At 61.9% G+C, this 23,205-nt stretch carries 21 protein-coding genes, 1 tRNA gene and 2 rRNA genes; 17 read left to right on the top strand and 7 right to left on the bottom strand.

Going from position 1 to position 23,205, the window contains the following annotated elements:
* Positions 1-7 precede the first annotated feature (7 nt).
* From rrf (C7I36_RS15030) to C7I36_RS15000, 7 genes are all read left to right on the top strand, one after another.
* Positions 8-122, top strand: a 5S ribosomal RNA gene (rrf, locus tag C7I36_RS15030).
* 9 nt (positions 123-131) lie between these two features.
* Positions 132-207, top strand: a tRNA-Thr gene (locus C7I36_RS15025).
* A gap of 16 nt (positions 208-223) precedes the next feature.
* Positions 224-338, top strand: a 5S ribosomal RNA gene (gene rrf / locus C7I36_RS15020).
* Between the two features lie 125 nt (positions 339-463).
* Entirely contained in the window at positions 464-877 is a 414-nt protein-coding gene (gene cueR / locus C7I36_RS15015; protein ID WP_106454506.1) for a Cu(I)-responsive transcriptional regulator, read from the top strand.
* A gap of 130 nt (positions 878-1,007) precedes the next feature.
* Positions 1,008-2,429 (top strand): cytochrome c oxidase accessory protein CcoG, encoded by a 1,422-nt coding sequence (gene ccoG / locus C7I36_RS15010; protein WP_106454505.1) that lies wholly within the window; start codon positions 1,008-1,010, stop codon positions 2,427-2,429.
* Between the two features lie 61 nt (positions 2,430-2,490).
* Positions 2,491-3,459: a serine/threonine protein kinase gene (locus tag C7I36_RS15005; RefSeq protein WP_106454504.1), complete on the top strand. Its 969-nt coding sequence runs from the start codon at positions 2,491-2,493 to the stop codon at positions 3,457-3,459.
* Positions 3,460-3,499: 40 nt separating this feature from the next.
* Positions 3,500-4,102 (top strand): thiol:disulfide interchange protein DsbA/DsbL, encoded by a 603-nt coding sequence (locus tag C7I36_RS15000; RefSeq protein WP_106454503.1) that lies wholly within the window; start codon positions 3,500-3,502, stop codon positions 4,100-4,102.
* A 49-nt stretch (positions 4,103-4,151) separates the two neighbouring features.
* Here the strand turns inward: C7I36_RS15000 and C7I36_RS14995 are convergent, their stop codons facing one another.
* Both C7I36_RS14995 and C7I36_RS14990 read right to left on the bottom strand, forming a co-directional pair.
* Positions 4,152-4,454, bottom strand: coding sequence for a hypothetical protein (locus tag C7I36_RS14995; protein ID WP_106454502.1), 303 nt, complete (start codon positions 4,452-4,454; stop codon positions 4,152-4,154).
* Positions 4,455-4,481: 27 nt separating this feature from the next.
* Complete coding sequence (locus tag C7I36_RS14990; protein ID WP_106454501.1) at positions 4,482-5,993, bottom strand: YifB family Mg chelatase-like AAA ATPase; 1,512 nt, start codon at positions 5,991-5,993, stop codon at positions 4,482-4,484.
* Positions 5,994-6,363: 370 nt separating this feature from the next.
* Here C7I36_RS14990 and ilvG point away from each other — a divergent pair, with 370 nt between their 5' ends.
* From ilvG to C7I36_RS14955, 7 genes are all read left to right on the top strand, one after another.
* Positions 6,364-8,013 (top strand): acetolactate synthase 2 catalytic subunit, encoded by a 1,650-nt coding sequence (gene ilvG, locus C7I36_RS14985; RefSeq protein WP_106454511.1) that lies wholly within the window; start codon positions 6,364-6,366, stop codon positions 8,011-8,013.
* Positions 8,010-8,270, top strand: coding sequence for an acetolactate synthase 2 small subunit (ilvM, locus tag C7I36_RS14980; RefSeq protein WP_106454500.1), 261 nt, complete (start codon positions 8,010-8,012; stop codon positions 8,268-8,270). The genes ilvG and ilvM overlap by 4 nt, the downstream gene beginning before the upstream one ends.
* Before the next feature lie 11 nt (positions 8,271-8,281).
* Positions 8,282-9,205, top strand: a complete 924-nt coding sequence (locus C7I36_RS14975; RefSeq protein WP_106454499.1) for a branched-chain amino acid transaminase — start codon at positions 8,282-8,284, stop codon at positions 9,203-9,205.
* A 69-nt stretch (positions 9,206-9,274) separates the two neighbouring features.
* The gene (ilvD, locus tag C7I36_RS14970; protein WP_106454498.1) at positions 9,275-11,125 is read left to right on the top strand and encodes a dihydroxy-acid dehydratase; all 1,851 of its coding nucleotides are present in this window, start codon (positions 9,275-9,277) and stop codon (positions 11,123-11,125) included.
* A gap of 4 nt (positions 11,126-11,129) precedes the next feature.
* Positions 11,130-12,683 (top strand): threonine ammonia-lyase, biosynthetic, encoded by a 1,554-nt coding sequence (ilvA, locus tag C7I36_RS14965; protein ID WP_106454497.1) that lies wholly within the window; start codon positions 11,130-11,132, stop codon positions 12,681-12,683.
* 295 nt (positions 12,684-12,978) lie between these two features.
* The gene (locus C7I36_RS14960; RefSeq protein WP_106454496.1) at positions 12,979-13,818 is read left to right on the top strand and encodes an urea transporter; all 840 of its coding nucleotides are present in this window, start codon (positions 12,979-12,981) and stop codon (positions 13,816-13,818) included.
* Positions 13,815-14,684, top strand: a complete 870-nt coding sequence (locus C7I36_RS14955) for an NAD(P)-dependent oxidoreductase (RefSeq protein ID WP_106454495.1) — start codon at positions 13,815-13,817, stop codon at positions 14,682-14,684. Before C7I36_RS14960 ends, C7I36_RS14955 begins: the two co-directional genes overlap by 4 nt.
* Before the next feature lie 97 nt (positions 14,685-14,781).
* On the opposite strand, the gene C7I36_RS14950 is transcribed toward C7I36_RS14955, so the two are convergent.
* From C7I36_RS14950 to hemC, 4 genes are read right to left on the bottom strand one after another with little or no spacing between them, the layout of a single operon-like run.
* The gene (locus C7I36_RS14950; RefSeq protein ID WP_106454494.1) at positions 14,782-15,960 is read right to left on the bottom strand and encodes a heme biosynthesis HemY N-terminal domain-containing protein; all 1,179 of its coding nucleotides are present in this window, start codon (positions 15,958-15,960) and stop codon (positions 14,782-14,784) included.
* 10 nt (positions 15,961-15,970) lie between these two features.
* Complete coding sequence (locus C7I36_RS14945) at positions 15,971-17,065, bottom strand: uroporphyrinogen-III C-methyltransferase (protein ID WP_106454493.1); 1,095 nt, start codon at positions 17,063-17,065, stop codon at positions 15,971-15,973.
* Positions 17,052-17,807, bottom strand: a complete 756-nt coding sequence (locus C7I36_RS14940; RefSeq protein ID WP_106454492.1) for a uroporphyrinogen-III synthase — start codon at positions 17,805-17,807, stop codon at positions 17,052-17,054. The genes C7I36_RS14945 and C7I36_RS14940 overlap by 14 nt, the downstream gene beginning before the upstream one ends.
* A complete protein-coding gene (gene hemC / locus C7I36_RS14935) occupies positions 17,804-18,733 on the bottom strand; it encodes a hydroxymethylbilane synthase (protein ID WP_106454491.1) in 930 nt (309 codons plus the stop codon). Before hemC ends, C7I36_RS14940 begins: the two co-directional genes overlap by 4 nt.
* A 195-nt stretch (positions 18,734-18,928) precedes the next feature.
* On the opposite strand from hemC, the gene C7I36_RS14930 reads away from it, so the two are divergent.
* On the top strand, positions 18,929-21,433 hold the full coding sequence (locus tag C7I36_RS14930; protein ID WP_106454490.1) for a class I adenylate cyclase: 2,505 nt from the start codon (positions 18,929-18,931) through the stop codon (positions 21,431-21,433).
* Here the strand turns inward: C7I36_RS14930 and cyaY are convergent.
* The gene (cyaY, locus tag C7I36_RS14925) at positions 21,430-21,741 is read right to left on the bottom strand and encodes an iron donor protein CyaY (protein WP_106454489.1); all 312 of its coding nucleotides are present in this window, start codon (positions 21,739-21,741) and stop codon (positions 21,430-21,432) included. The genes C7I36_RS14930 and cyaY overlap by 4 nt on opposite strands.
* Before the next feature lie 72 nt (positions 21,742-21,813).
* Here cyaY and lptM point away from each other — a divergent pair, with 72 nt between their 5' ends.
* Positions 21,814-21,936, top strand: coding sequence for an LPS translocon maturation chaperone LptM (gene lptM, locus C7I36_RS17470; RefSeq protein WP_181256398.1), 123 nt, complete (start codon positions 21,814-21,816; stop codon positions 21,934-21,936).
* Positions 21,937-21,947: 11 nt separating this feature from the next.
* Positions 21,948-23,204: a diaminopimelate decarboxylase gene (lysA, locus tag C7I36_RS14920; protein WP_106454488.1), complete on the top strand. Its 1,257-nt coding sequence runs from the start codon at positions 21,948-21,950 to the stop codon at positions 23,202-23,204.
* The last annotated feature ends 1 nt before the right edge of the window (position 23,205 follow it).

The raw sequence follows: 23,205 nt of genomic DNA, 5'->3' as shown, positions 1-23,205 counted from the left end.
TTTAATGCCTGGCGGCAATAGCGTTGTGGAACCACCTGACTCCATGCCGAACTCAGCAGTGAAACGCAACCGCGCCGATGATAGTGTGGCAGCTGCCATGTGAAAGTAGGTCACTGCCAGGCACCCAATTTGCTGATATAGCTCAGATGGTAGAGCGCACCCTTGGTAAGGGTGAGGTCCCCAGTTCGATTCTGGGTATCAGCACCATGATTTTAAAGTTTTATCTGACTGCCATAGCGTTGTGGTACCACCTGATTCCATGCCGAACTCAGAAGTGAAACGCATCCGCGCCAATGATAGTGTGGCAGCTGCCATGTGAAAGTAGGTCACAGTCAGATACCTATCACCCAACCCCGCTCACAGAGCGGGGTTTTTTGTTTTCCGGACAATAAGCCGCTTGACCTTACTATTGGGGGAAAGGTTATGGTTTTACCATAACAACAAGCTGGTTCCGGAGGTTGCCATGAATATCAGCAAAGTGGCCAGGCTAACAGGCCTGACCGCCAAAACGATCCGTTATTATGAAGCAATAGGTCTGATTTCTCCGCCCCTACGTGGAGCCAATGGCTATAGGAGCTATGATGAGTCCTTGCTCAGGCAGATCCGCTTCGTCAAGAATGCCCGCGAGGCCGGTTTCAACCTGGATGAATGCCAGGAGCTGGTAGCTCTGTATCTCAACCAGGACAGAACCAGTGCCGAGGTTAAAGCCCTGGCGCTGGCCAAAATCGCCGATCTTGAGCTGCGACTGCAGAAAATGCAGAAAATGCTGCTGGGTTTGCAGCAGTTAGCTGATCGTTGTCATGGTGACAGCCAGCCCGATTGCCCTATCATGGACGCCCTGGATGGCACGAGCAGTTGCGGTACGGTAAAAGAGTGACCATGATCACCTTTTTGTATCCGTTTTTAACGCAGAATGCACCATAACTCGTATTTTATCTGCAAGTTAACAAGAGGTTACATCTTGTCGGGCAGATCAGGCAGCAACCAGAGCGGACATGTGAGCATCAATGAACGATAACAAGAATCAGATAGAGGTGAAAAACGTCACCGCAACCGTGCGTTCCCACCGGCCAACGGATGAAGGCCATATCTATGTCAGGGCTCAGGCTGGCCGATGGCAGCGGCTGCGCAAACAGATGGGCTGGTTTTTCATGCTGCTGTTCATGGTCGGTCCCTGGCTTGGTTGGAACGGTCGTCAGGCAATATTACTGGACATTGAACACCAGCGGTTCCATATCTTCGGTGCCACTATCTGGCCCCAGGATCTGACCCTGCTGGCCTTACTGTTTATGGTGGCCGCGTTCGGACTGTTTTTCGTGACCACCTTTCTTGGCCGGGTATGGTGCGGTTATCTCTGTCCACAGACGGTGTGGACTTTCATTTTTATCTGGTTTGAGGAAAAAATCGAGGGTAGCGCCAATAAACGTCGCCAGCTCGACAAGGCACCCTGGAACGTCAACAAAGTCTGGAGGAAGGCTGCCAAGCATCTGTGTTGGCTGGGATTCTCCCTGTTTACCGGTTTTACCTTCATCGCCTACTTTGTGCCGGCGCAAGAGCTGGCCCTCGGACTGCTCACTTTTTCCGCCAGCTTCTGGGCCGGGTTCTGGGTGCTGTTCTTCGCCTTCTGTACCTATGGTAACGCCGGTTTTATGCGGACCATAATGTGTACCCACATGTGCCCTTATTCGCGCTTTCAGTCGGCGATGTTCGATAAGGATACCTATACCGTAAGCTATGACGCGGAACGGGGCGAACAGCGCGGACCTCGCCCGCGCAAGAAGGATCCCAAGGCGCTGGGGCTGGGTGATTGTATCGATTGCGACCTGTGTGTGCAGGTGTGCCCAGCCGGTATCGATATCCGGGATGGCCTGCAGTATGAATGCATCAACTGCGGTGCCTGTGTGGATGCCTGTGATCAGACCATGGAGCGTATGGGGTATGCTCCCGGGTTGATCAGCTACACCACAGAGCACAAGCTGCGTCACAAGGAAACCCACGTTGCCCGGCCCAAGCTTATCGGCTACGGCGTGGTGATGGCGGTTATGCTAGCGGCCTTTGCCTACCTGGCTTCGAATATCATGCCCATGGACATGGAGGTCATCCGGGATCGCAACCAGCTTTACCGGGAAACCGCCGAAGGCCTGGTGGAGAATACCTATACCCTGAAACTGATCAACAAGACAATGGAGCCGGTGACCTACCAGCTGGGTGTGGAAGGGCTGGAGCAAGCCGAATGGATAGGCCCATCGGAAATCAGCATTCGGGCAGGTGAGGTGCTCAGCTTGCCGGTCAGCCTGTCGGTCGACCCCTATCTGTTGTCTTCCCCGGTCCAGGACATTACCTTTGTTATGACCCGGCAGGGCGTGGAGCCGGACGACAGCAAGGCAGCCGTGCGTAACGAGAGCAAGTTCTTCAGCGCAACCCGCTAAATATCTCCAAAACTGTCATAATCAAAAAGCCGCAGCCTCTTGCGGCTTTTTTGGGAGCAGCATGAATTATTATCAACTGACACCGGACGCCATTACCGATGCCCTGGCCGGAATGGGCTTTTATGTGGATTCGGGGCTGATGGCCCTGAACAGCTACGAGAACCGGGTGTACCGCTTCAAGAATGAAGAGGAAGGCAACCTGGTGGCCAAATTCTACCGGCCTGGCCGCTGGAGCCGGGAACAGATAGAGGAAGAGCATGCCTTTGTGGCCGCCCTGGCTGCCGACGGGGTCAGGGTGGTGCAGCCCCTGCAACGGGAGCAGCAGAGCCTGTTCGAATATAAGGGCATACTGTTTGCGGTATGGCCGGCTATTGCGGCCAGGCAACTGGAAGCGGATAACCTGGAGCAGTTGGAAGCCCTGGGAGAGCAGTTGGCAAAACTGCATCTGAGAGGGGAGCGTGAACCGCTTGGGCATCGCTCCCGGATGGATCCTGCTGTTGAGCTGCCCCTGGCCCGTGACCTGCTGGAGCGTCATGGCCAAATCCCGGCGGCCCTGCGCCAGCCTTTTTTCTCCCTGCTGGAAAGGCTGCTGGAGGAGGTCTGCCGTCGTTATCGTCCGGCTACCGACATTGCGCTGCATGGTGACTGCCACGGCGGTAATCTGTTATGGCAGGGCGGCCCCTGGTTGCTGGATTTTGATGATTGCCGCCGAGGACCGGCGGTACAGGATATATGGATGATGCTCAGTGGCAGTCGCCAGGAGCAACTGGTGCAGCTGGATAGCCTGTTGGCCGGATACGAGATGGTCCGGGAATTCGACAATGCCGAGCTGGCCCTGATCGAGCCGCTGCGGTCGATGAGGATCATCAACTATATGGCCTGGCTGGCGTCCCGCTGGTCCGATCCGGCTTTTCCGGTCAACTTTCCCTGGTTCAATACCGAGGGCTACTGGCAGCAGCAGATTGCCGTGCTGAGGGAACAGCTCGAGGCACTGGCTGCACCGCCATTGTCCTTGACGTCCTGGAATTGATTACTTAACTTGAAGCAGCCTTTACTGAATGGGATTGTGTATGAAAAAGTTAGTTTTTGCCTTTCTGACGCTGTTGCTGGCTCCCCTGGTCAACGCGGCTCCCGAGTTCAAGAAAGGGGTCGAATATACCGTGGTCAAGGAAACCCCGAGCAGCCAGCCCGAGGTAACCGAGTTTTTCTCCTATGTTTGCCCGCATTGCTACAGTTTCCAGCCGCTGATGGAGAAGCTGGCGGAGCGTCTGCCGGAGGTGGAAATCAACAAGGTGCCGGTTCCTTTCCTGGGCCGTGAGATGGGGCCGGTGCTGCAGCGTGCCTATGGCGCCGCCGTACTGCTGGAAGTGGAGGACAAGCTGACACCCGCTATTTTCGATCAAATCCACCGGCAGAAGAAAATGCCCCGCTCCATGGACGATATCAAGGCCGTGTTCGTCGACAACGGCGTTGAGGCCGGCGAGTTCGACGGCGTGATTAACAGTTTTGCCCTCAATGGCATGGTCGCCCAGTACGACAAGCTGACCGAGAACTTCAACGTCCGCGGCACGCCGACCCTGATCGTCAAGGGAAAATACGAACTCAATATGGGCGAAATCGGCTCTGAGGAACGGTTTTACCGGGTAGTGGAATACCTGCTGTCCGCCGAGTAAGGCCCGCCCTTTTGCCTGTGCGGCCGGTATTGACCGGCCGTTTTTATTTTCAGTGGCTGTTGCGCTTGGCCGGTGACATCTGATGGATGTTGGGACTGTCATGATAACGATCGCCCTGGTCCTGCCAATGGGCGGTGGGCAGGTGGAAAAGGTAAAACCGTTCCCTGTGGGTATCGGTAACAAACCCCATGCCCTGCAATGTCAGCTCGAAATGAATATCGGAGATAAACTCCAGGTTAAAGCGCTGCCTGCCGGACAGGGTGGCGATGTCCTCCCGGGTCAGGTAAACCCCTTCCTTCGCCTCTTCGAAGCGCTGATGTAGCCAGGCGGCAAACTCCTTGGCACTTTTCATGATGTTCTCCTTGTTCCTGCGATGGGATCATTCCCGCAGTTGGCTGAGCAGCCTGTCCATGGCTCGGTAACCCAGGGCCTCGATCAGGTGCCGGCGCTGGATTTGCGGCTCGTCGGCAAGGTCGGCGAGGGTCCGGGCTACCCTGATCAGTTTATGCCAGGCCCGGATGGATAGCTTCATCCGATGCAGAGCCTGTTCCAGAAAGGCCGCGTCTTCCGCCTGCAGTGGGCAGAGCCGGTCCAGATCGCTGCCGCTGAGCCGGGCATTGACCTTGCCGGCCCTGGCCAACTGGCGCTCTCTCGCGGCCAATACCCGTTGCCGTACCTGGGCCGAGGTTTCCCCTCGGGTCCGTGGACGGCTGAGTTCCCCCGGCGGCAGTAGCGGAATTTCCACCGACAGATCGAAACGATCAAGAAAAGGGCCTGAAATCCGGCCGAGATAGCGGAGTATCTGCTCCGACGAACTGCGGCTCAGTCCTTCCTGATAGTGCCCGCAGGGACTGGGGTTCATGGCGCCGATCAGTTGGAAACGGGCGGGAAAAGTGACCCTGTGGGCGGCTCGGGAAATGGACACGCTGCCGGTTTCCAGCGGTTCGCGCAAAGCGTCGAGTACTCGCCGTTCGAACTCCGTCATTTCGTCGAGAAACAAGACGCCATGGTGAGCCAGGGAGATTTCCCCCGGCTTGGGGTGGCTGCCGCCGCCAACCAGAGCCACTGCCGAAGCGGAATGATGAGGCTGGCGGAAGGCTCGTTGCCGCCAGTTATCCGGTTCCAGTCCCTGACCACTGATGGAGCGGATGGCGGCCGCTTCCAGTGCTTCTTCTTCGGTCATGGGGGGTAACAGGGTCGGCAAGCGGCTGGCCAGCATACTTTTGCCGGTACCGGGCGGTCCCAGCAACAACAGATTGTGTCCGCCGGCGGCGGCGATTTCCAGCGCCCTTTTGCCGGACTCCTGCCCAATGACATCGCCGATATCGAGTTCAGTGGCCTGTTCCCGCTGGGTGGCGGCTGGTGGTCCCGTCAGGTCGCCCTGGCCGTGCAACCAGGCGGTGATGGCCAGCAAGTGGGGCGCCAGCAGTGCCGAACTGGGCGTAATCAGGCCGGCTTCCGGACCGTTTGCGGCCGGGACTATCAGCCGGCGCCGGTTATCCCGGGCGGACAATACGGCGGGCAGGGCACCCCGGATGGCTCTCAGTTCCCCGGTCAGCGCCAGTTCGCCGAGAAATTCGGTGTGCTCCAGGGCCGGATCCGGGATTTGGCCGGAGGCGGCGAGAATGGCGATGGCAATGGGCAGGTCGAAGCGGCCGCCTTCCTTGGGCAGATCGGCGGGCGCCAGGTTGACGGTGATGCGCTTGGCGGGAAACTCGAAACCCGAATTGAGCAGAGCGCTGCGTACCCTGTCACGGGCTTCCTTGACCGTGGTTTCGGGAAGGCCGACGATGTTGAATGCCGGCAAGCCGTTGGCCAGGTGGGCTTCCACCGTGACCAGAGGAGCGGTTACGCCAAGGCTGGCGCGGGCAAAAACAACGGCAAGTGACATCCCGGCCTCCTTGTTATTTTATTTGGCTCATGGCGTTATTCCTGATTTTTTATGTTGCCATTCCTAGAGCGGCGGCGGCACCTTATTGCCCCCTTCGGCCAATAAAGTCTTGCTCTAGTGTAGGCCATTATGCTAGTTCTATAAGCCAGTCGCGCCGGACCGTCCGGCAGCCACAAATTATTTTTGGTCGGTTTATGTATTTCTTCGCCCGTTTCGTCAGCATTATCGTGGTCCTAGTGGTGATTATCAGATCTCCGCTCGGGGCTCCGTGGTCTGACGAAAGGTAAAACAACCGGCAGAAAACGACACAAAACCCCCGAGCAGACCGCTCGGGGGTTTTTTTTTGCAGCATCACAGGGACAACATGCAGATGAATGGCGCTCAGTACATCGTTCAGACACTTAAACAGCAGGGGGTTACCCAGATCTTCGGCTATCCCGGCGGCGCCATCATGCCGCTCTACGACGCCCTCTACGATGGCGGCGTAGAGCACCTGCTGTGCCGCCACGAACAGGCTGCCGCCCTGGCGGCGGTGGGCTATGCCAGAGCCAGTGGTCAGGTGGGAGTGTGCATGGCCACCTCGGGCCCCGGCGCCACCAACCTGATCACCGGTCTGGCCGATGCCATGCTCGACTCCATTCCGGTGGTGGCCATTACCGGCCAGGTACCCATGGCGGCGATCGGCACCGATGCTTTTCAGGAAGTGGATGTGCTGGGGATGTCCCTGTCCTGCACCAAACACTCCTATCTGGTAGAAAATGTTGAAGATCTTGGCGATATCATCGCCGAAGCCTTCGAGGTTGCCCGCTCCGGCCGCCCCGGCCCCGTACTGATTGACGTGCCCAAAAACGTGCAGGTGGCGCTGGTGGAACCCCGTCCAGCCTTGCCCTGCCATACTGCGCCCAATGCCTTGAATGAAGCGGCCCTGGCCGAAGCCAACGCCATGCTGGCCGACGCTCGGCGGCCGGTGCTCTATGTGGGCGGTGGTGTCGGCATGGCCGGGGCCGAGGCGGAATTGCGCGAATTTGCCCGCCGTTGCCGTCTGCCGGCGGTGACTACCCTGAAGGGGATCGGTACCCTGGATCCGGATGATGAGCTGTTTTTGGGCATGCTGGGCATGCACGGCACAAAAGCCGCCAACCTGGCGGTTCAGCAGAGCGATCTGCTGGTTGTGATTGGCGCCCGTTTTGACGACAGGGTCACCGGCAAGCTGGATGCCTTTGCGGTCCATGCCAAGGTGATCCACCTGGACAAGGACGCCGCCGAGTTTGGCAAGGTACGCCATGCCCACGTTGGCCTGGATGCCGAACTTCAGGCCGTGCTGCCCAGGCTCGGACAGGGCAAGGCGGACATCGACGACTGGCGCGACCAGTGCAAGGCGCTCAAGGCCGAACACGGCTGGCGCTACGATCACCCGGGCGAGGCCATCTATGCCCCGCTGATGCTCAGGCAACTGAGCGAGGCGCTGGACGACAATGCCATGGTCAGCTGCGACGTGGGCCAGCACCAGATGTGGGTGGCCCAGCACATGCGCTTTACCAGCCCGCGCAACCACCTGAGCAGCGCCGGCCTGGGTACCATGGGCTTCGGCCTGCCCGCTGCCATTGGCGCCAAACTGGCCCGCCCGGAGCATACCTCTGTGCTGGTGTCGGGCGACGGCTCCTTTATGATGAACGTGCAGGAGCTGGGCACCCTCAAGCGGGCCCGGTTGCCGGTGAAGATGGTGCTGCTCGACAACCAGCGCCTGGGCATGGTGCGCCAGTGGCAGGAGCTGTTCTTCGACGGCCGCTACAGCGAAACCATCCTTACCGACAACCCGGATTTCGTGGCCATGGCCGCCGCCTTCAACATTCCCGGTGAAACCATTACCCGCAAGGAAGAGGTCGAGCCGGCCATCCAGCGTATGCTGGCCGCCGAGTCCGCCTACTTGCTGCATGTCCGTATTTCAGAGGAAGAAAACGTCTGGCCCCTGGTGCCGCCGGGCGTCGCCAACGACCAGATGATGGAGAAACAAGCATGAACCAGCACAATTTGCATATCGAAGCCCAGTTCCGCCCGGAAGTACTTGAACGGGTACTGCGCATGACCCGCCACCGGGGTTTTCGCGTGGATGACATGGAAATGTCCACCTCGGCCGATTGTCAAAACGTCAGCATTAGGGTTACTGTCAGTAGCGAAAGACCCATCCAGCTTTTGAGCCGACAGCTTGAAAAGCTGATGGATGTCACCCGCGTCGAAGCCCGGCTCATGGAACAACGGCTCAGAAAAACGGCTTGAGGAAAAGAATAATGTCGACCGCCAATTTTATCTGGTTCAATGGAGATATGGTGCCCTGGGACAAGGCCCAGGTGCATGTGATGACCCACGCCCTGCACTACGGCTCCTCGGTATTCGAAGGCATTCGTGCCTACAACACCCCCCAGGGGCCGGTGATCTTCCGCCTGGAAGAGCATGTGCAGCGGCTGTTCGATTCCGCCAAAATCTACCGGATGAAGATTCCCTACACCAAGGCCGAGCTGATGGACGCCTGCCGGGAAGCGGTAGCCAAGAACGAGCTGGACAGCGCCTACCTGCGGCCGCTGGTGTTTATCGGCAACGTCGGCATGGGTCTCAATGCCCCGAAAGACGTACCCTGCGAGGTGATCATCGCCGCCATGCCCTGGGGTGCCTACCTGGGTGAGGAAGGGCTAGAAAACGGCGTCGACGTCTGTGTCACCTCCTGGAACCGGCTGGCGCCCAATACCATGCCCACCGGTGCCAAGGCGGGCGGCAATTATTTGTCTTCCCAGCTGATTTCTGGCGAGGCCAAGCGCCACGGCTACAGCGAGGGTATTTCCCTCGATGTGCACGGCCACCTGAGCGAAGGCGCGGGCGAGAACCTGTTCCTGATCAAGAACAAGGTGCTCTACACGCCGCCGGTCACCGCCTGCATATTGCCCGGCATCACCCGGGATACCCTGATGACCCTGGCCCGCGAGGCCGGCTATCAGGTGCGGGAAGAAGCCATTGCCCGGGAGGCCCTGTACCTGGCGGACGAAATGTTCATGACCGGCACCGCCGCCGAGGTGACCCCGGTGCGCAGTGTGGACGGCATCACTCTTGGAGAGGGCAAGCGTGGCCCCATCACCGCCGAACTGCAAAAGGCTTTTTTCGGCCTGTTCGATGGCACCACCCAGGACAAATGGGGCTGGCTCACCCCGGTACAGGATTAAACCCATTATGGAGATGGGGCGCCTGGAGCGCCCCTGATTTTCTCAAGCAAATATCAGGAGTTAAAAGGAATGCCAAGGTATCGTTCAGCCACCACCACCCACGGCCGCAACATGGCCGGCGCCCGCGCCCTGTGGCGCGCCACCGGCATGACCGAAGCGGATTTCGGCAAGCCGATCATCGCCGTGGTCAACTCCTTTACCCAGTTCGTGCCCGGCCACGTACACCTGAAGGACATGGGGCAACTGGTGGCCCGGGAAATCGAGGCTGCCGGCGGTGTGGCCAAGGAATTCAACACCATAGCGGTGGATGACGGTATCGCCATGGGGCACGGCGGCATGCTTTACTCCCTGCCAAGCCGGGAGCTGATCGCCGACTCGGTTGAGTACATGGTCAATGCCCACTGTGCCGATGCCATGGTGTGCATCTCCAACTGCGACAAGATCACCCCCGGCATGCTGATGGCCGCCCTGCGGGTCAATATTCCGGTAATCTTTGTTTCCGGCGGCCCGATGGAAGCGGGCAAGACCAAGCTGTCCGATCAGCTGATCAAGCTGGATCTGGTGGACGCCATGATCCAGGGCGCCGATCCCACGGTTTCCGATGAGCAGAGCGAGCAAATCGAGCGAAGCGCCTGCCCCACCTGCGGCTCCTGCTCCGGCATGTTCACCGCCAACTCCATGAACTGCCTGACCGAAGCCCTGGGCCTGTCCCAGCCCGGCAACGGCTCCCTGCTGGCTACTCACGCCGATCGTGAGCAGCTGTTCAAGACCGCCGGCCACCGCATCGTCGAGCTGACCAAGCGTTACTACGAAGGCGAAGACGCCGCCGTGCTGCCGCGCAATATCGCCACCAAGGCCGCGTTTGAAAACGCCATGGTGCTGGACATCGCCATGGGCGGCTCCACCAATACCGTGCTGCACCTGCTGGCTGCCGCCCAGGAAGCAGAGGTGGACTTCACTATGGATGACATCGACGCCCTGTCGCGCAAAGTGCCCCAGCTGTGCAAGGTGGCGCCGTCCACCCAGAAGTACCATATGGAAGACGTGCACCGCGCCGGTGGCGTCATGGGCATTCTGGCCGAGCTGGCCCGTGCCGGCCTGCTCAACACCGAGGTCAATACCGTGCTGGGCATGACCCTGGCCGAGCAGCTGGCCAAATACGACATCATGGTCACCGACGATGAGGCGGTGAAAACCATGTTCCGCGCCGGTCCGGCGGGTATCCGCACCACCAGGGCGTTCAGCCAGGACTGCCGCTGGGACACCCTGGATGACGACCGCGCCGAGGGTTGTATCCGCAGCCTCGATCACGCCTACAGCCTGGAAGGCGGTCTGGCCGTGCTGGCCGGCAACCTGGCCATCGACGGCTGTATCGTCAAGACCGCCGGCGTGGCCGACGACAACCTGACCTTCCGCGGGCCGGCCCGGGTGTTCGAGAGCCAGGACACCGCCGTGGCCGGCATCCTCGGCGGCGAGGTCAAGGCCGGCGAAGTGGTGGTGATCCGCTACGAAGGCCCCAAGGGCGGCCCCGGCATGCAGGAAATGCTCTATCCCACCACCTACCTCAAGTCGATGGGCCTGGGCACCCAGTGCGCCCTGATCACCGACGGTCGCTTCTCCGGCGGCACCTCCGGCCTGTCCATCGGCCATGTATCACCCGAGGCGGCCAATGGCGGCACCATAGCCCTGGTGCAGGACGGTGACATCATCGATATCGACATCCCGGGCCGCAGCATAGTGCTGGACGTGCCCGAGGCCGAGCTGGCCGCCCGCCGCGCCGCCATGGAAGCCAGGGGCGAGAAGGCCTGGCGCCCGGAGAACCGCGAGCGGGAAGTGTCCTTCGCCCTGCGTGCCTACGCCTCCCTGGCCACCAGCGCCGACAAGGGTGCGGTGCGAGATCGCAGCAAGCTGGGGGGATAAGGCGATGGCACAACCGGCATTGAAGGAGGCTGCCGCACCGCGCACGGCCACCGAATACCTGCGCAGGATACTGCTGTCGCCGGTATACGAGGCGGCGCGGGTGACGCCGCTGTCGCCGCTCAAGAAGATTTCCGAGCGGCTGGGGCACCCGGTGTCGCTCAAGCGGGAAGACATGCAGCCGGTGCACTCGTTCAAGCTGCGGGGTGCCTACAACAAGATTGCCCAGCTCAGCACCGAGCAGCAGCAGAAGGGGGTGATCGCCGCCTCCGCCGGCAACCATGCCCAGGGGGTGGCTCTGTCCGCCGCCAAGCTGGGCATCGATGCCACCATAGTGATGCCGGTGGTCACCCCCGACATCAAGGTGGAATCGGTGCGCCGCTTCGGTGGCAAGGTGGTGCTGCACGGCAACAACTTCGACGAGGCCTATGCCCATTGCCTGGAACTGGCCCGGGCCCGGGGCCTGACCCTGATCCCGCCCTTCGACGACGAGGACGTGATCGCCGGCCAGGGCACCATAGGCCGTGAGCTGCTGGAGCAGGATACCCGCCTGACCCATGTGTTCGTGCCGGTGGGCGGCGGCGGACTGGCCGCCGGGGTGGCGGTGTACATCAAGCAGCTGCTGCCCCAGGTCAAGGTGATCGGGGTCGAGGCCGAGGGCTCCGCCTGCCTCAAGGCGGCGCTCAAGGCCGGCGAAATCGTCACTCTGGACCGGGTCAGCATGTTCGCCGACGGAGTGGCGGTGAAGCGCATGGGCACCGAGACCTTCCGCCTGTGCCGGGAATACCTGGACGGGGTGGTGACCGTGACCTCGGACGAAATTTGCGCCGCCCTCAAGGACATTTTCGAGGATACCCGCGCCATCGCCGAGCCGTCGGGGGCCTTGTCGCTGGCCGGGCTGAAGAAATACAGCCAGGCCGGGGACTATGCCCACGCCCGCATGGCGGCGGTGCTGAGCGGCGCCAATGTCAACTTCCACTCCCTGCGCTACGTGTCCGAGCGGTGCGAGCTGGGCGAGAAGCGGGAAGGGGTGCTGGCGGTGACCATACCGGAGCGCAAGGGCGCCTTTCTGCAGTTTTGCGAGGTGCTCGGCAACCGCATGGTGACCGAGTTCAACTATCGCTACTCTTCGGAAGACAAGGCGGCGCTGCTGGTGTCGGTGCGGCTGTCCGAGGGCGATCGGGAGCTGGCGCAGATCATGGCGGAGCTGGAGCAGGCCGGTTACCCGGTGGCTAACATGACCGACAACGATCTAGCCAAGTCCCATGTGCGCTATATGGTCGGCGGCCGGCCGCCCAAGCCGTTGCAGGAGCGGTTGTACAGCTTCAAGTTCCCGGAGCAGCCGGGCGCGCTGATGCGCTTTTTGCGCACCCTGGGCACGCGCTGGAACATCAGCCTGTTCCACTACCGCAACCACGGCGCCGAATACGGCCGGGTACTCTGCGCCTTCGAGCTGCCCGACGCGGATTTGGCCTCGTTCGAGAGCCATCTGGCGGAGCTGGGCTACACCTGGTACGACGTCACCCAGGATCCCGCCTACCGGTTTTTCCTGGCGCATTAACGGGCTTTGTCTGCCGGCTTTTATGAAGTCGGCCAAAGGGCACCGTTCCTCCGACACGCCATAAACACATCCATGTGGGCTCGGACATGCCATCCCTGGCATGTCACGGTCGGCGGAGCGGCTCCCTTTGGCCTCTTTTTAGAGGCAGGGATTGCCTGTTTCTGGATATAGTTATTAACCCTGCTTTTTAGCCAGTTAACCCACCCGCAACATTGTTCACAGTAATGTATTGAACAATATCGGTTCGCCTGCTCTAATTCTCGCCGTTCCCTTTTTCTGTGCAGGAGTGTCCTCGATGGCGCTGTTGTCCGCGATGCTGGCCGGTATCAGCCAGATCTATTTTGTGAACCATCCCTTGGCCGGCCTGCTGATGCTGCTGGCGGTGGCCTGGGTCTCGCCCTGGATGGCACTGCTGATGGTGCTGGCGGTAGCCACGGCTACCCTGCTGGCCCGCTGGCGGGGCTGGGAGCCGGCGGCCTGGCGGGACGGCCTGTTCGGCTTCAATGCAGGCCTGGTAGGGCTGGTTATCGGTCTGTTAGCGCCGCCCGGTCCGGGCTGGCTGGCGCTGGCGGTGCTGGGAGGCATGCTGTGCACCGTCCTGTACGCAGGTCTGCGTCGGCTGGCCGGTATTCCCTGGTATACCTTACCTTTCAACCTGCTGGTATTGCCGGTCCTCTACCTCTATGGCAGTCGGCTGGTGGAGGTGCCAGAGGGGCACCAGTTCGCGTTATCGGCGGTGGGCCAGGTGGTGTTCCTGCCCGACAGCCTCTCTGCCTTGCTGATCTGCGCCGCCCTCCTGCTGGCGGGGACGGGCCTGCTGGCCTGGGCGGTGATCGGCGGTGTGCTGACCAGCCTGGTCGCCTGGGGCCTGGGTGTCGGGACCGATGTCATTACCTTTGGCCTGGCCGGCTACAATGGGGTACTGGCTGCCATCGCTCTGTACTGGCATCGTTTGCCGGTAGTCTGGATAGTGGCGGGCGTCACTATCGCCGGGCTGATGAGCGGCATGCTGCTGCTGCTGGGGCTGCCCATGCTGACCCTGCCCTTCATATTCAGTTGCTGGCTGTGCCTGGCACTGCGCCATGGTATCTGTTATCAGGGTAATAAACGTATTCAAGACAGGGAGAAAACATGAAACTGGGATTTATCGGCATCGGCCTGATGGGCCAGCCCATGACGCAACGGCTGTTGCTGGCGGGGTTCGAGGTGCGGGTGTGGAACCGCAGCCCGGACAAGCTGGCTGCGGTGAAGGCCGCCGGTGCCATTGAGGCGGCCAGCATCGCCGAGCTGGTGGAGCAGGTGGATCTGGTGCTGCTGTGCCTGGCCAACACCGCCGTGGTGGAAGAAGTCGTGTTCGGCGCCGGCGGTGTGGCCGGCCATGGCCGGCCCGGTCAGCTGCTGGTGGATTTTTCCAGCTCGGATCCACAAGCGACCCGGGCCTTTGCCGCCCGACTGCAGGCCGCCTGTGGCATGGGCTGGGTGGATTCGCCGGTCTCCGGTGGCGTAGCCGGAGCCGAGGCCGGTACCCTGGCCATCATGTGCGGCGGCGAGGCGGCGGATATAGAACGTATCCGCCCGGTGCTGGTACCTCTGTCCCAGCGGGTTACCCACATGGGGCCGATTGGCGCCGGACAGGTGACCAAGGTGTGCAACCAGATGATAGTGGGCTGCAACCTGATGGTGCTGGCGGAGATGATGGCGCTGGCCAAGGCCTGCGGGGTGGCGGCGGACAGGATCCCCGAGGCCCTGGCCGGCGGCTTTGCCGACTCCAAACCCCTGCAGCTCACCGGCCCGCTGATGGCGGCGGAGTCGGATCCGGATCCCAAATGGCATGTGCGGACCCTGCTCAAGGACTTGGATATGGCGGTGGCCCAGAGCCAGCGCGCCGGCAGCGCCACTCCCATGTCCGGGCTGGCGGCCCAGCTGATGCGCCAGCACGGCGGCCAGGGCTACCTGGAACGGGATCCCGCCACCCTGATCAGGCTGTATAAAGGCGCCTGAGCCAGCTCGCCAATGCCATGGAGTGCGGGCGAGCCGCCCGCGCTCCCAATGAAAAAGAGGAGCCTGAGCTCCTCTTTTTGCGTTGTTGGGCTTCGGCTCAGGCCGTGCCCAGGGCCAGGCTGTGGCGGTAGTAGTCGTTGGCCTTGGCCAGGTCCTTGCGTTTTTCCGCCAGGCCGGCCAGCAGCACGTAGTCTCGTGCGCTGGGCTTGAGCGCCACCGCCTGTTGCAGGTGTGCTTCGGCTTCCCTGGGTTTGTTGTCCTTCAGGTACAGCTGTCCCAGGGCGGAGTGCAGCTCGGGCAGACTTTCCTTCTTCGCCTTTTTCTCCAGGGTGCTGAGCAGCGGGTGGTAGTCGCCCAGCTGCAGCCGGGTCAGGCAGGCCAGCAGCTGTGGATCGGTTTTTTTGTCCAGTCCTTCCAGCAGCAGCTGCTGTGCTTCCTTGTGGGCCTTGAGCCCGATCAGCCGGTCGCACAGGGGAGCGAGCAGCTCGGCGGCGTATTTGTCCTTGCGGGACAATCCCTGCCAGACCTTGATCAGGCCATCGCTGCCGTCGCTCTTGGCGGCGGCGTCGAACCAGCCGGCATAGGCCCGCAGGCGCAGCGCTTCTTTTTCCTCGCCGTCGAGCAGACCCTTGCCGTCCAGGGTATCGAGCAGGGCCAGCAGGGACTGCCACTCGCCGGTGGCCAGGTAGACGTCCTTTTGCAGTTTGAGCAGGGCCGGCTGGCTGCCGTATTCCTGCTCCAGCTGGCGGACGCCGGCCAGGGCCTGTTCGTACTGGCCCTGCTGGTACTGCAGCCGGGCCTGGGTAATGCCCACCGCCAGGCCGGCGCCGGGGCTTTGTTCGTGGGCCTGGCGCAGGTAGTCGTCGCGCTTGCCGTCGTGGCCCAGGGCTTGGGCGGCAGCGGCGGCGTTGAGGTAGTTGAGCAGCGCCAAATCGTTGCCCCTGGTCCCCTTGACCAGCATTTTTTCGGCGGTGGCGTAGTCTTCCGCCACCAGCGCCTGCATGCCGCTCTGGGTATAGCTCAGCGCCTTGCGGCGGCGGCGGCCCATAAACCAGCCGCGGGTGCGATGGCTCAGGCCGAACAGGCGGCCCAGCAGCCACTCGATGAACAGCAGCAGCAGATAGAACAGCACCGCCGCCGCCAGGAAGACGGTGACCGTGGTCTCTATGGTGTAATTGCCGGCTGCCACCAGTACATAGCCCTGGCGACCGGTGATATCCGGTCCTATCACCAGGCCGGCCATCAGGATGGCGACGATAATCGCAAGACGTATCATGATCTCCCCCTTACAGGCCGGTCAGCAGGCGTTGCAGCCGGTCGTCGAGCAATTGCTGCAGCCGATCCTGGGCGGTGAACTGCTCCGGATAATCCACGTCGATCCGCTGACCCTCGAGCTGGGCTATCTGCTCCAGCATGAACTGGCGCACGCTGTCGTCGGCGAAATAGTCCTGCAGCCACTGTTCGGCCTGGGCCAGGGCGCTGTCGTATACCTCCTGCTGCTCGCGGTAGACCGCCAGTTGAGCCTGCAACAGCTTGCCCTTGAGGTTTTCGCTCAGGTACCAGTGCTGCTGGGGCGAGAGCAGGGCTTCCACGTTGCCGTCGCGGCGGCGTACGGTGACGAAGTCGTCGGTGAAGCTGGCCCAGCTTTTTTTCAGGTTATCGCGCCAGTCGCCGATGGACTCGGACAGGGTGAAGTCCGGCTCCTCGGCCCGGGCCATGATCACCCCGGCGAGCTTGAGCCGGTCGACCTGGTCGTTGATGTTGTTGAGCTTGATCACCAGGCCTTCCCGGTCGACTCGCTGTACCGACTTGATGCCGGCAATGTCTTCGGCCAGGGCCTGGCGGATGGGGATCAGGGTCGGGTCATTCAGCGCCGCCAGACGCTCGTCGGCATTGGCCAGCATCATGGCCGCGGCGACCACGTCCTGTTCGAGCCACAGCTTGCGGCCGGCCATGCGGACCAGGTATTCGGCTTCTGCCAGCATCCAGTCGTTGGGGCGCTTGCTGTCCAGGTCAAGTACCTTGCGCGACAGGCCATCGAGCTGCTCGGCGGTACTGGCCTGGTTGCTGGTCAGGCTGGTCAGGCGGGCATCCTGGGCGGCGGTGGCCGCCTGCAGAGCATTTTGTTGCTGGGCCAGTTCAGCCTGCAGCCGCTCTAGCTGCCCGGCCTGGGCCACCGCCTGGTTATGGCCGTGCCAGTAGAGGCCGGCGGTCAGCACCAGCGCCAGTATGATGGCGACAATGGCCAGGCCGCGGGCAGAGGAGGAGGTTTTCTCCTTGCCGCTGGCCGGTGCGGCCTGCTGTTCCTGGCTGGTGGCGGGCGAGGCGTCGGCGCTGCCGGTTACGACTTTGTCCTGATGTTCTTGGTTATTGTCTGTCATTCCTTTTCCTCTCATCCAGCGCGTTGAGCAACGCCTGGTTGGATGCACCTTCTGCATTAATGACCTGAGTGAATCCCAACATCCGTGCCTGGTCGGCGACCCGGATGCTGGGCACAATCAACAAACGGCTGAGCAGCCAGTCCCTTGCACTGTTGGCCGCGAGCTGAAACAGATGCTGCAGCAGGCCGCCACTGGTGACGATAATACTGTCCACCCCGCTGCTCTGCCAGCTTTTCGCCAGATGGCCTTCCGGGTCCGGGTGGTAGCGGCGGCGATAAACCTCGCAGTAGTCCACCCGGGCCCCGCGTCCGGTCAGGGTGGGGGCTATCATGTGGCGGCCGCCGTCGCCGCGCAGTATCACCACCCGGCGGCCCTCCAGCCGTTGCAACCCGGGCAGGGAGATGATGCCTTCCGAGCGCGGATCCTCGGGCACCTGCACGCCTTGCAGTCCCAGGGCGGCAAAGGCCCGGCCGGTAGCGTCGCCAACGGCGACATAATGGCATTCGGGCCAATGCAGGCCCTGCGCTTTCAGGGCATTGTCGGTGAAAGTCACCGCCTGTACGCTGACCCCTATCACATAATCCCGGGGTGACAGGCCGCCGAGCAGTTCCGGCAGGCGGAACAACTCGGCACCGGCCTCAAAGGCCAGCAGGGGACAGGCCACCGGCCGGTGGCCCGCATCGCCCAGCACCCGGCACAGGGCGCGGTTCTGGGGTTCGGGGCGCACCACCAGCGGGGTCATGAGTGATACACCTCGTCCAGTATCTTGTCGGCGCCCCGGGCCAGCAGCCGTTTGGCCAGCTCGGCGCCCAGGGCCTCGCCCTGGCTGGCCAGGCCGGTGATTTCGTCGAAAATCATCTGGCTGCCGTCGGGCTTGCCGACCAGGCCGCGCAGCCACAGCTTGTCGTCTTCCAGCTCGGCATAGGCGCCGATGGGCACCTGGCAGCCGCCCTGCAGACCCTGGTTCATGGCCCGTTCCGCCAGTACTCGCAGCCGGGTAGGCGCATGGTCGAGGGGGGCCAGCAGGGCCAGCAGTTCGGCGTCGTCCAGCCGGCATTCGATGCCCACGGCACCCTGGCCGTTGGCGGGCAGGCTTTCTTCCGGGCTGAGCAGGCCGGTGATGCGATCTTCCAGCTCCAGCCGCTTGAGGCCGGCGGCGGCGAGGATGATGGCGTCGTATTCGCCCTCGTCCAGCTTGCGCAATCGGGTCTGCACGTTGCCGCGCAGGGTCTTGACCACCAGATCCGGGCGGCGGGCGCGGATCTGGCATTCCCGGCGCAGGCTGGCGGTGCCGACCACGGCGCCTGCGGGCAGGGCTTCCAGGCCGGGATACTGGTTGGAGACAAAGGCATCACGCGGGTCTTCCCGCTCGCAGATCACGGTCAGGCCCAGGCCCTCGGGAAATTCCACCGGCACGTCCTTCATCGAGTGCACGGCAATATCGGCGCGGCCGTCGAGCATGGCCTGCTCCAGTTCCTTGATGAACAGGCCCTTACCGCCGATTTTGGACAGGGGAGTATCAAGCAGCACATCGCCCTTGGTGGTCATGGGCACCAGCTCGACGGTGACATCGGGGTGCAACTGCTCGAGCCGGTCCTTGACGTGGTTGGCCTGCCACAGGGCGAGCAGGCTTTTGCGGGTGGCGATACGAATGATGCGGTTTGCCATATGAATCTCTTTTTTTGTCCATTAATGCGTCGATATTATCACTCCTGATGGCGTATTTCAGGGAAGAAAGCCGCCGGTTCAGGATGTTGCGAAAATGTGTCTTGCCGGATATTGTTCATTTACTGGCTAATTGTTACCATGATCACACTTTTGACCTGTCCCGGGTCTGTGTCGGTCCACTGAAGGCCTGTACCCTTGCACGCGAATTTTCACCGGCTCGTCGAGCGATGTGACCAGTTTAACCAGCAGAAGCAGGCCCGCGCCCTGGCGGTGATGAGCCGCTACGGCCAGCAGGTATTCCAGCTGCTGCCGGTGCTGTTGCACTACCATCACCCCCTGTTGCCGGGCTACCTGCCCGGGGACGTGCCGGCGGGTGTCTGTCATTTCCAGCCCAATGAACGCCAGCAGGAATTCATCGACGAGCTGTGCCTGGCGGCCAATGGCCACCAGGGGCTGGCCAGCGTGCGGCGGGAAATCTTCGGCCTCTACTCCATGGGCAGCACTTCTTCCATCGGCCAGTGCCGCCATTCGGATCTGGATGTCTGGGTCTGCTATTCCCACCGTATGGCGCCGGAGCGGGTCGAGCTGTTGCAGCAGAAATGCCTGCTTATCTCCAAATGGGCCGAGCAGCGCAAGGTGGAACTCAACCTGTTCCTGATCCCCGACAACAAGTTCCGTACCGACAATCAGCAGTGGGTGCAGGGCGAAAGCTGCGGCAGTGCCCAGCACCTGCTGCTGCTGGACGAGTTTTACCGCAGCAACCTGCGCATCGCCGGCAAACGGCTGGTGTGGATGTTCGCTCCCGGCAAGCTGGGGCCCAAGTACGATCGGTTCGTGGCCGAGCAGTTCGCCAACGGTACCCTCAATACCGACGAATGGCTCGACCTGGGCGGTTTCGCCCGCATTCCGGCGGAGGAGTATTTCGGCTCGGCCCTGTGGCAGCTGTACAAGGGCATCGACTCGCCCTACAAGGCGGTGCTCAAAACGGTGCTGATGGAGGCTTATTCCCACGAGTACCCGGATACCCAACTGCTGTGCCGCCACCTTAAGGGCCATTTCCAGTCCTCCAACGTGCTGGACGAGCACCAGGATCACTACATGCTGATGCTGGAAAAGGTGACCGGTTATCTCAAGTCGATCGGCGATGACAAACGCCTCGATTTGGTGCGGCGCTGTTTCTATCTCAAGGTGTCGGAGGGGTTGCACCGCACCCACGGCGATGACGCCCAGTACGGCTGGCGACGCACCATTATCAACCGCCTGGTGGAAGCCTGGGGCTGGCCGGCGGACAAGCTGGCCCGGCTCGACGACCGGGCCCACTGGAAGGTGGAGGAGGTCAAGGCCGCCTATGGCGAACTGCTCGAGGCCCTGATGCAGAGCTACCGCAACCTGATCCAGTTCGCCCGGCGCAACAACATCAGCGAGTCCATCAATCCGGAGGACATCGGCATACTGTCGCGCAAGCTTTATGCCGCCTTCGAGAATCTGCCGGGCAAGGTGCAGCTGATCAACCTCAAGATTGCCCCCGATCTGAGCGAGCCCGATATCAGCCTGGTGCAGGTGCCGGCAGGACGGGTCAACCGGGCCGGCTGGTATCTGTACAAGAGTGGCCTGGCCCCGGCGGAGATCATTGGCCGCAGTCCGCTCGAGTACAGCGGCTATGCCAGCAAGCTGTTGGCCTGGGCCCACTTCAACGGTCTGCTGGTGCCTGCCACCCGGTTGCACCTGTTCAACCAGGGCAGCGATCTCAGTCTGCAGCACCTGCAGGAATTTGGCCGCGATCTGGCGCGGGTGTTTCCGGTGCGCATGCCGTCGCCCACCAACCTGGCCCTGAGCCGGCCCTGCGAGGTGCGCAACCTGGGTATTTTTCTCAATCTGGAGACCGATCCGACCGCCCGCTGGCTGGACCGGCCCATCGAATTCAGCGCCAAAACCAGTGATCCCTTCAGCTTCGGCCGCCAGCTCGACAACCTGGTGGGCTCGGTGGATCTGGTCTACCGCAACTCCTGGGACGAGATCCGTACCCTTAATTTCAGTGGTCCCACCGCCGTGGTGGATGCGCTCACCACCATCCTCGGCAAGATGCACCAGGATGCCAACGCCCCCGAAAGCCTGGACGTATTTTGCTACAGCCTGCATTTTCGCAGCCTGATCCGTACCCGTTTCGAACAACTGGTCAAGGAGTGCATCGGCCTGCGGCTGGCGCGGGAGCAGGGCAGTACCATCAAGACCCTGCTGCTGGGCACGGAAAAATACGGCATTTTCTTTGAACCCAGGGGAGTGAGTGTGCAGAAGATGGAGAACGCGGTGGATTTTTACCGTCAGTTGTCCAGCCAGAAACAGCACCGCCATGCCCTGCGCCTGGACCAGCCCGGACACCAGCCGGTACCGGATATCGTGGATGCCTATGCCAGCGAGGGCCTGATGCAGTTTTTCTTCGAGGGCAACGGTGAGGGCTACAACCTCTACATTCTGGACGAGGCCAACCGGGTGGAGGTGTATCGCCAGGTGTCGGGCAGCAAGGACGAACTGGTGCAGAGCATCAACCGCTTCTACACCTCCCATCAGGAGCATGTGGTGGGGCAGAGCCATTTCGCCAACTTCAACCTGCCCCAGTATTACGAGATAGTGTCTGCCGATGGCCAGCCCCGGGTGCTGCCCTATCGTACCGTCAAGGAAGACAGGGCCGGCACCGGTTAAAGCGTGAGCTCGACCTCGCCCTGGCGTTTGGCCTGCAGGCTGACCCAGGCCAACAGCTCGTGGCCCTGGCGGTTATCGATCCACTTATCCCCCTGCAGGGCAAAGTGGTGGCCGTTTTCCCGGGTGGCCAGCCAGATCTGGTGCAGCGGCTCCTGACGGTTGATCACGAACTTGACCCCGTTCTCGAAGGTCAGGGTCATGACGCCGCCCATGGTTTCGCATTCGATGTCCTCGCCGCTCCGGTCGATGCACTCCTCGATATGCTGGTAAATGGCGTCCGCCAAGGCATGGAATTCACTGTCGTTCATTGCCCGCTTCCTATTGCTTTTGAGAATGTGAATGCGATTATAAGAGCCCTAGACCATATTCACAGTCATACGATGAACAAATTCAAGCTGACCGCGCTGGTCGCCCTGGCCCTGAGCCTGGCGGGTTGTGGCCTCAAGGGCCCGCTGACCCTGCCCGAGGCCGGCCAGCAACCCACTCAGGTTGAGCAGTCGTAAAGGAAACTACCTTGGATTACTTTAATTATCAGGACGATGGCCGCCTCTACGGCGAGGCCTGCGATCTTACCCGCCTGGCCGAACAGCACGGCACCCCCCTCTACGTCTATTCCCGCGCCACCCTGGAGCGCCACTGGAAGGCCTTCGACCAGGCCGCTGGCGAGGTGGACCACCTGATCTGCTACGCGGTCAAGGCCAATTCCAACCTGGCGGTGCTGAACGTGCTGGCGCGGCTGGGTTCGGGCTTCGATATCGTCTCCAAGGGTGAACTGTGCCGGGTGATCGCCGCCGGCGGCGATCCGCGCAAGGTGGTGTTTTCCGGCGTGGGCAAGCGGGTCGACGAAATCCGTTTCGCCCTGGAGCAGCAGATCTTCTGCTTCAACGTCGAATCGGTGGCCGAACTGGAGCGCATCAACAGCGTGGCGGGCGAGATGGGCGTCAAGGCACCGGTGTCCATCCGGGTCAACCCGGACATCGACGCCGGCACCCATCCCTATATCTCCACCGGCCTGAAAGAGAACAAGTTCGGCATTCCCATCGAGCAGGCCAGGGACATCTACCGCCGGGCGGCGGCCCTGCCCCACCTCGAGGTCAACGGCGTGGACTGCCATATCGGCTCCCAGCTGACCGAGCTGGCGCCCTTCCTCGAGGCGGTGGACAAGCTGCTGGTGCTGATCGACGGCCTGGCCGAGGACGGCATCCATATCCATCACCTGGACGTGGGCGGCGGCCTGGGCGTGCGCTACGACCAGGAAGCGCCGCCCGAGCCCAGCCGCTACGCCGAGCAGCTCAAGGCCCGCCTGCAGGACCGCAACCTGACCCTGGTGTTCGAGCCGGGCCGGGCCATTGCCGCCAACGCCGGCGTGCTGCTGACCCGGGTGGAGCACCTCAAGCCGGGCGAGGCCAAGAATTTCGCCATCGTCGACGCCGCCATGAACGACCTGATCCGCCCGGCCCTGTACAGCGCCTGGCAGGCCATCATACCGGTGGATTCCACCCTGCAGCGGCAGCCGGCGGTTTACGATGTGGTGGGCCCGGTGTGCGAAACCGGCGACTTTATCGGCAAGGACCGTACCCTGGCCATCACCGAGGGCGACCTGTTGGCGGTGCGTTCCGCCGGCGCCTATGGTTTTGTGATGGCCTCCAACTACAACAGCCGGCCCCGGGCCGCCGAGGTGATGGTGGACGGGGACCAGGCCTATGTGGTGCGCGAGCGGGAACAACTGACCGAGCTGTGGCGGGGCGAGAGCCTGCTGCCCGGCGCATAAG

The organism is Zobellella taiwanensis, assembly GCF_003012795.1.
GTDB lineage: Bacteria > Pseudomonadota > Gammaproteobacteria > Enterobacterales > Aeromonadaceae > Oceanimonas > Oceanimonas taiwanensis.
This window is presented reverse-complemented; position numbering and strand designations above follow the sequence as displayed.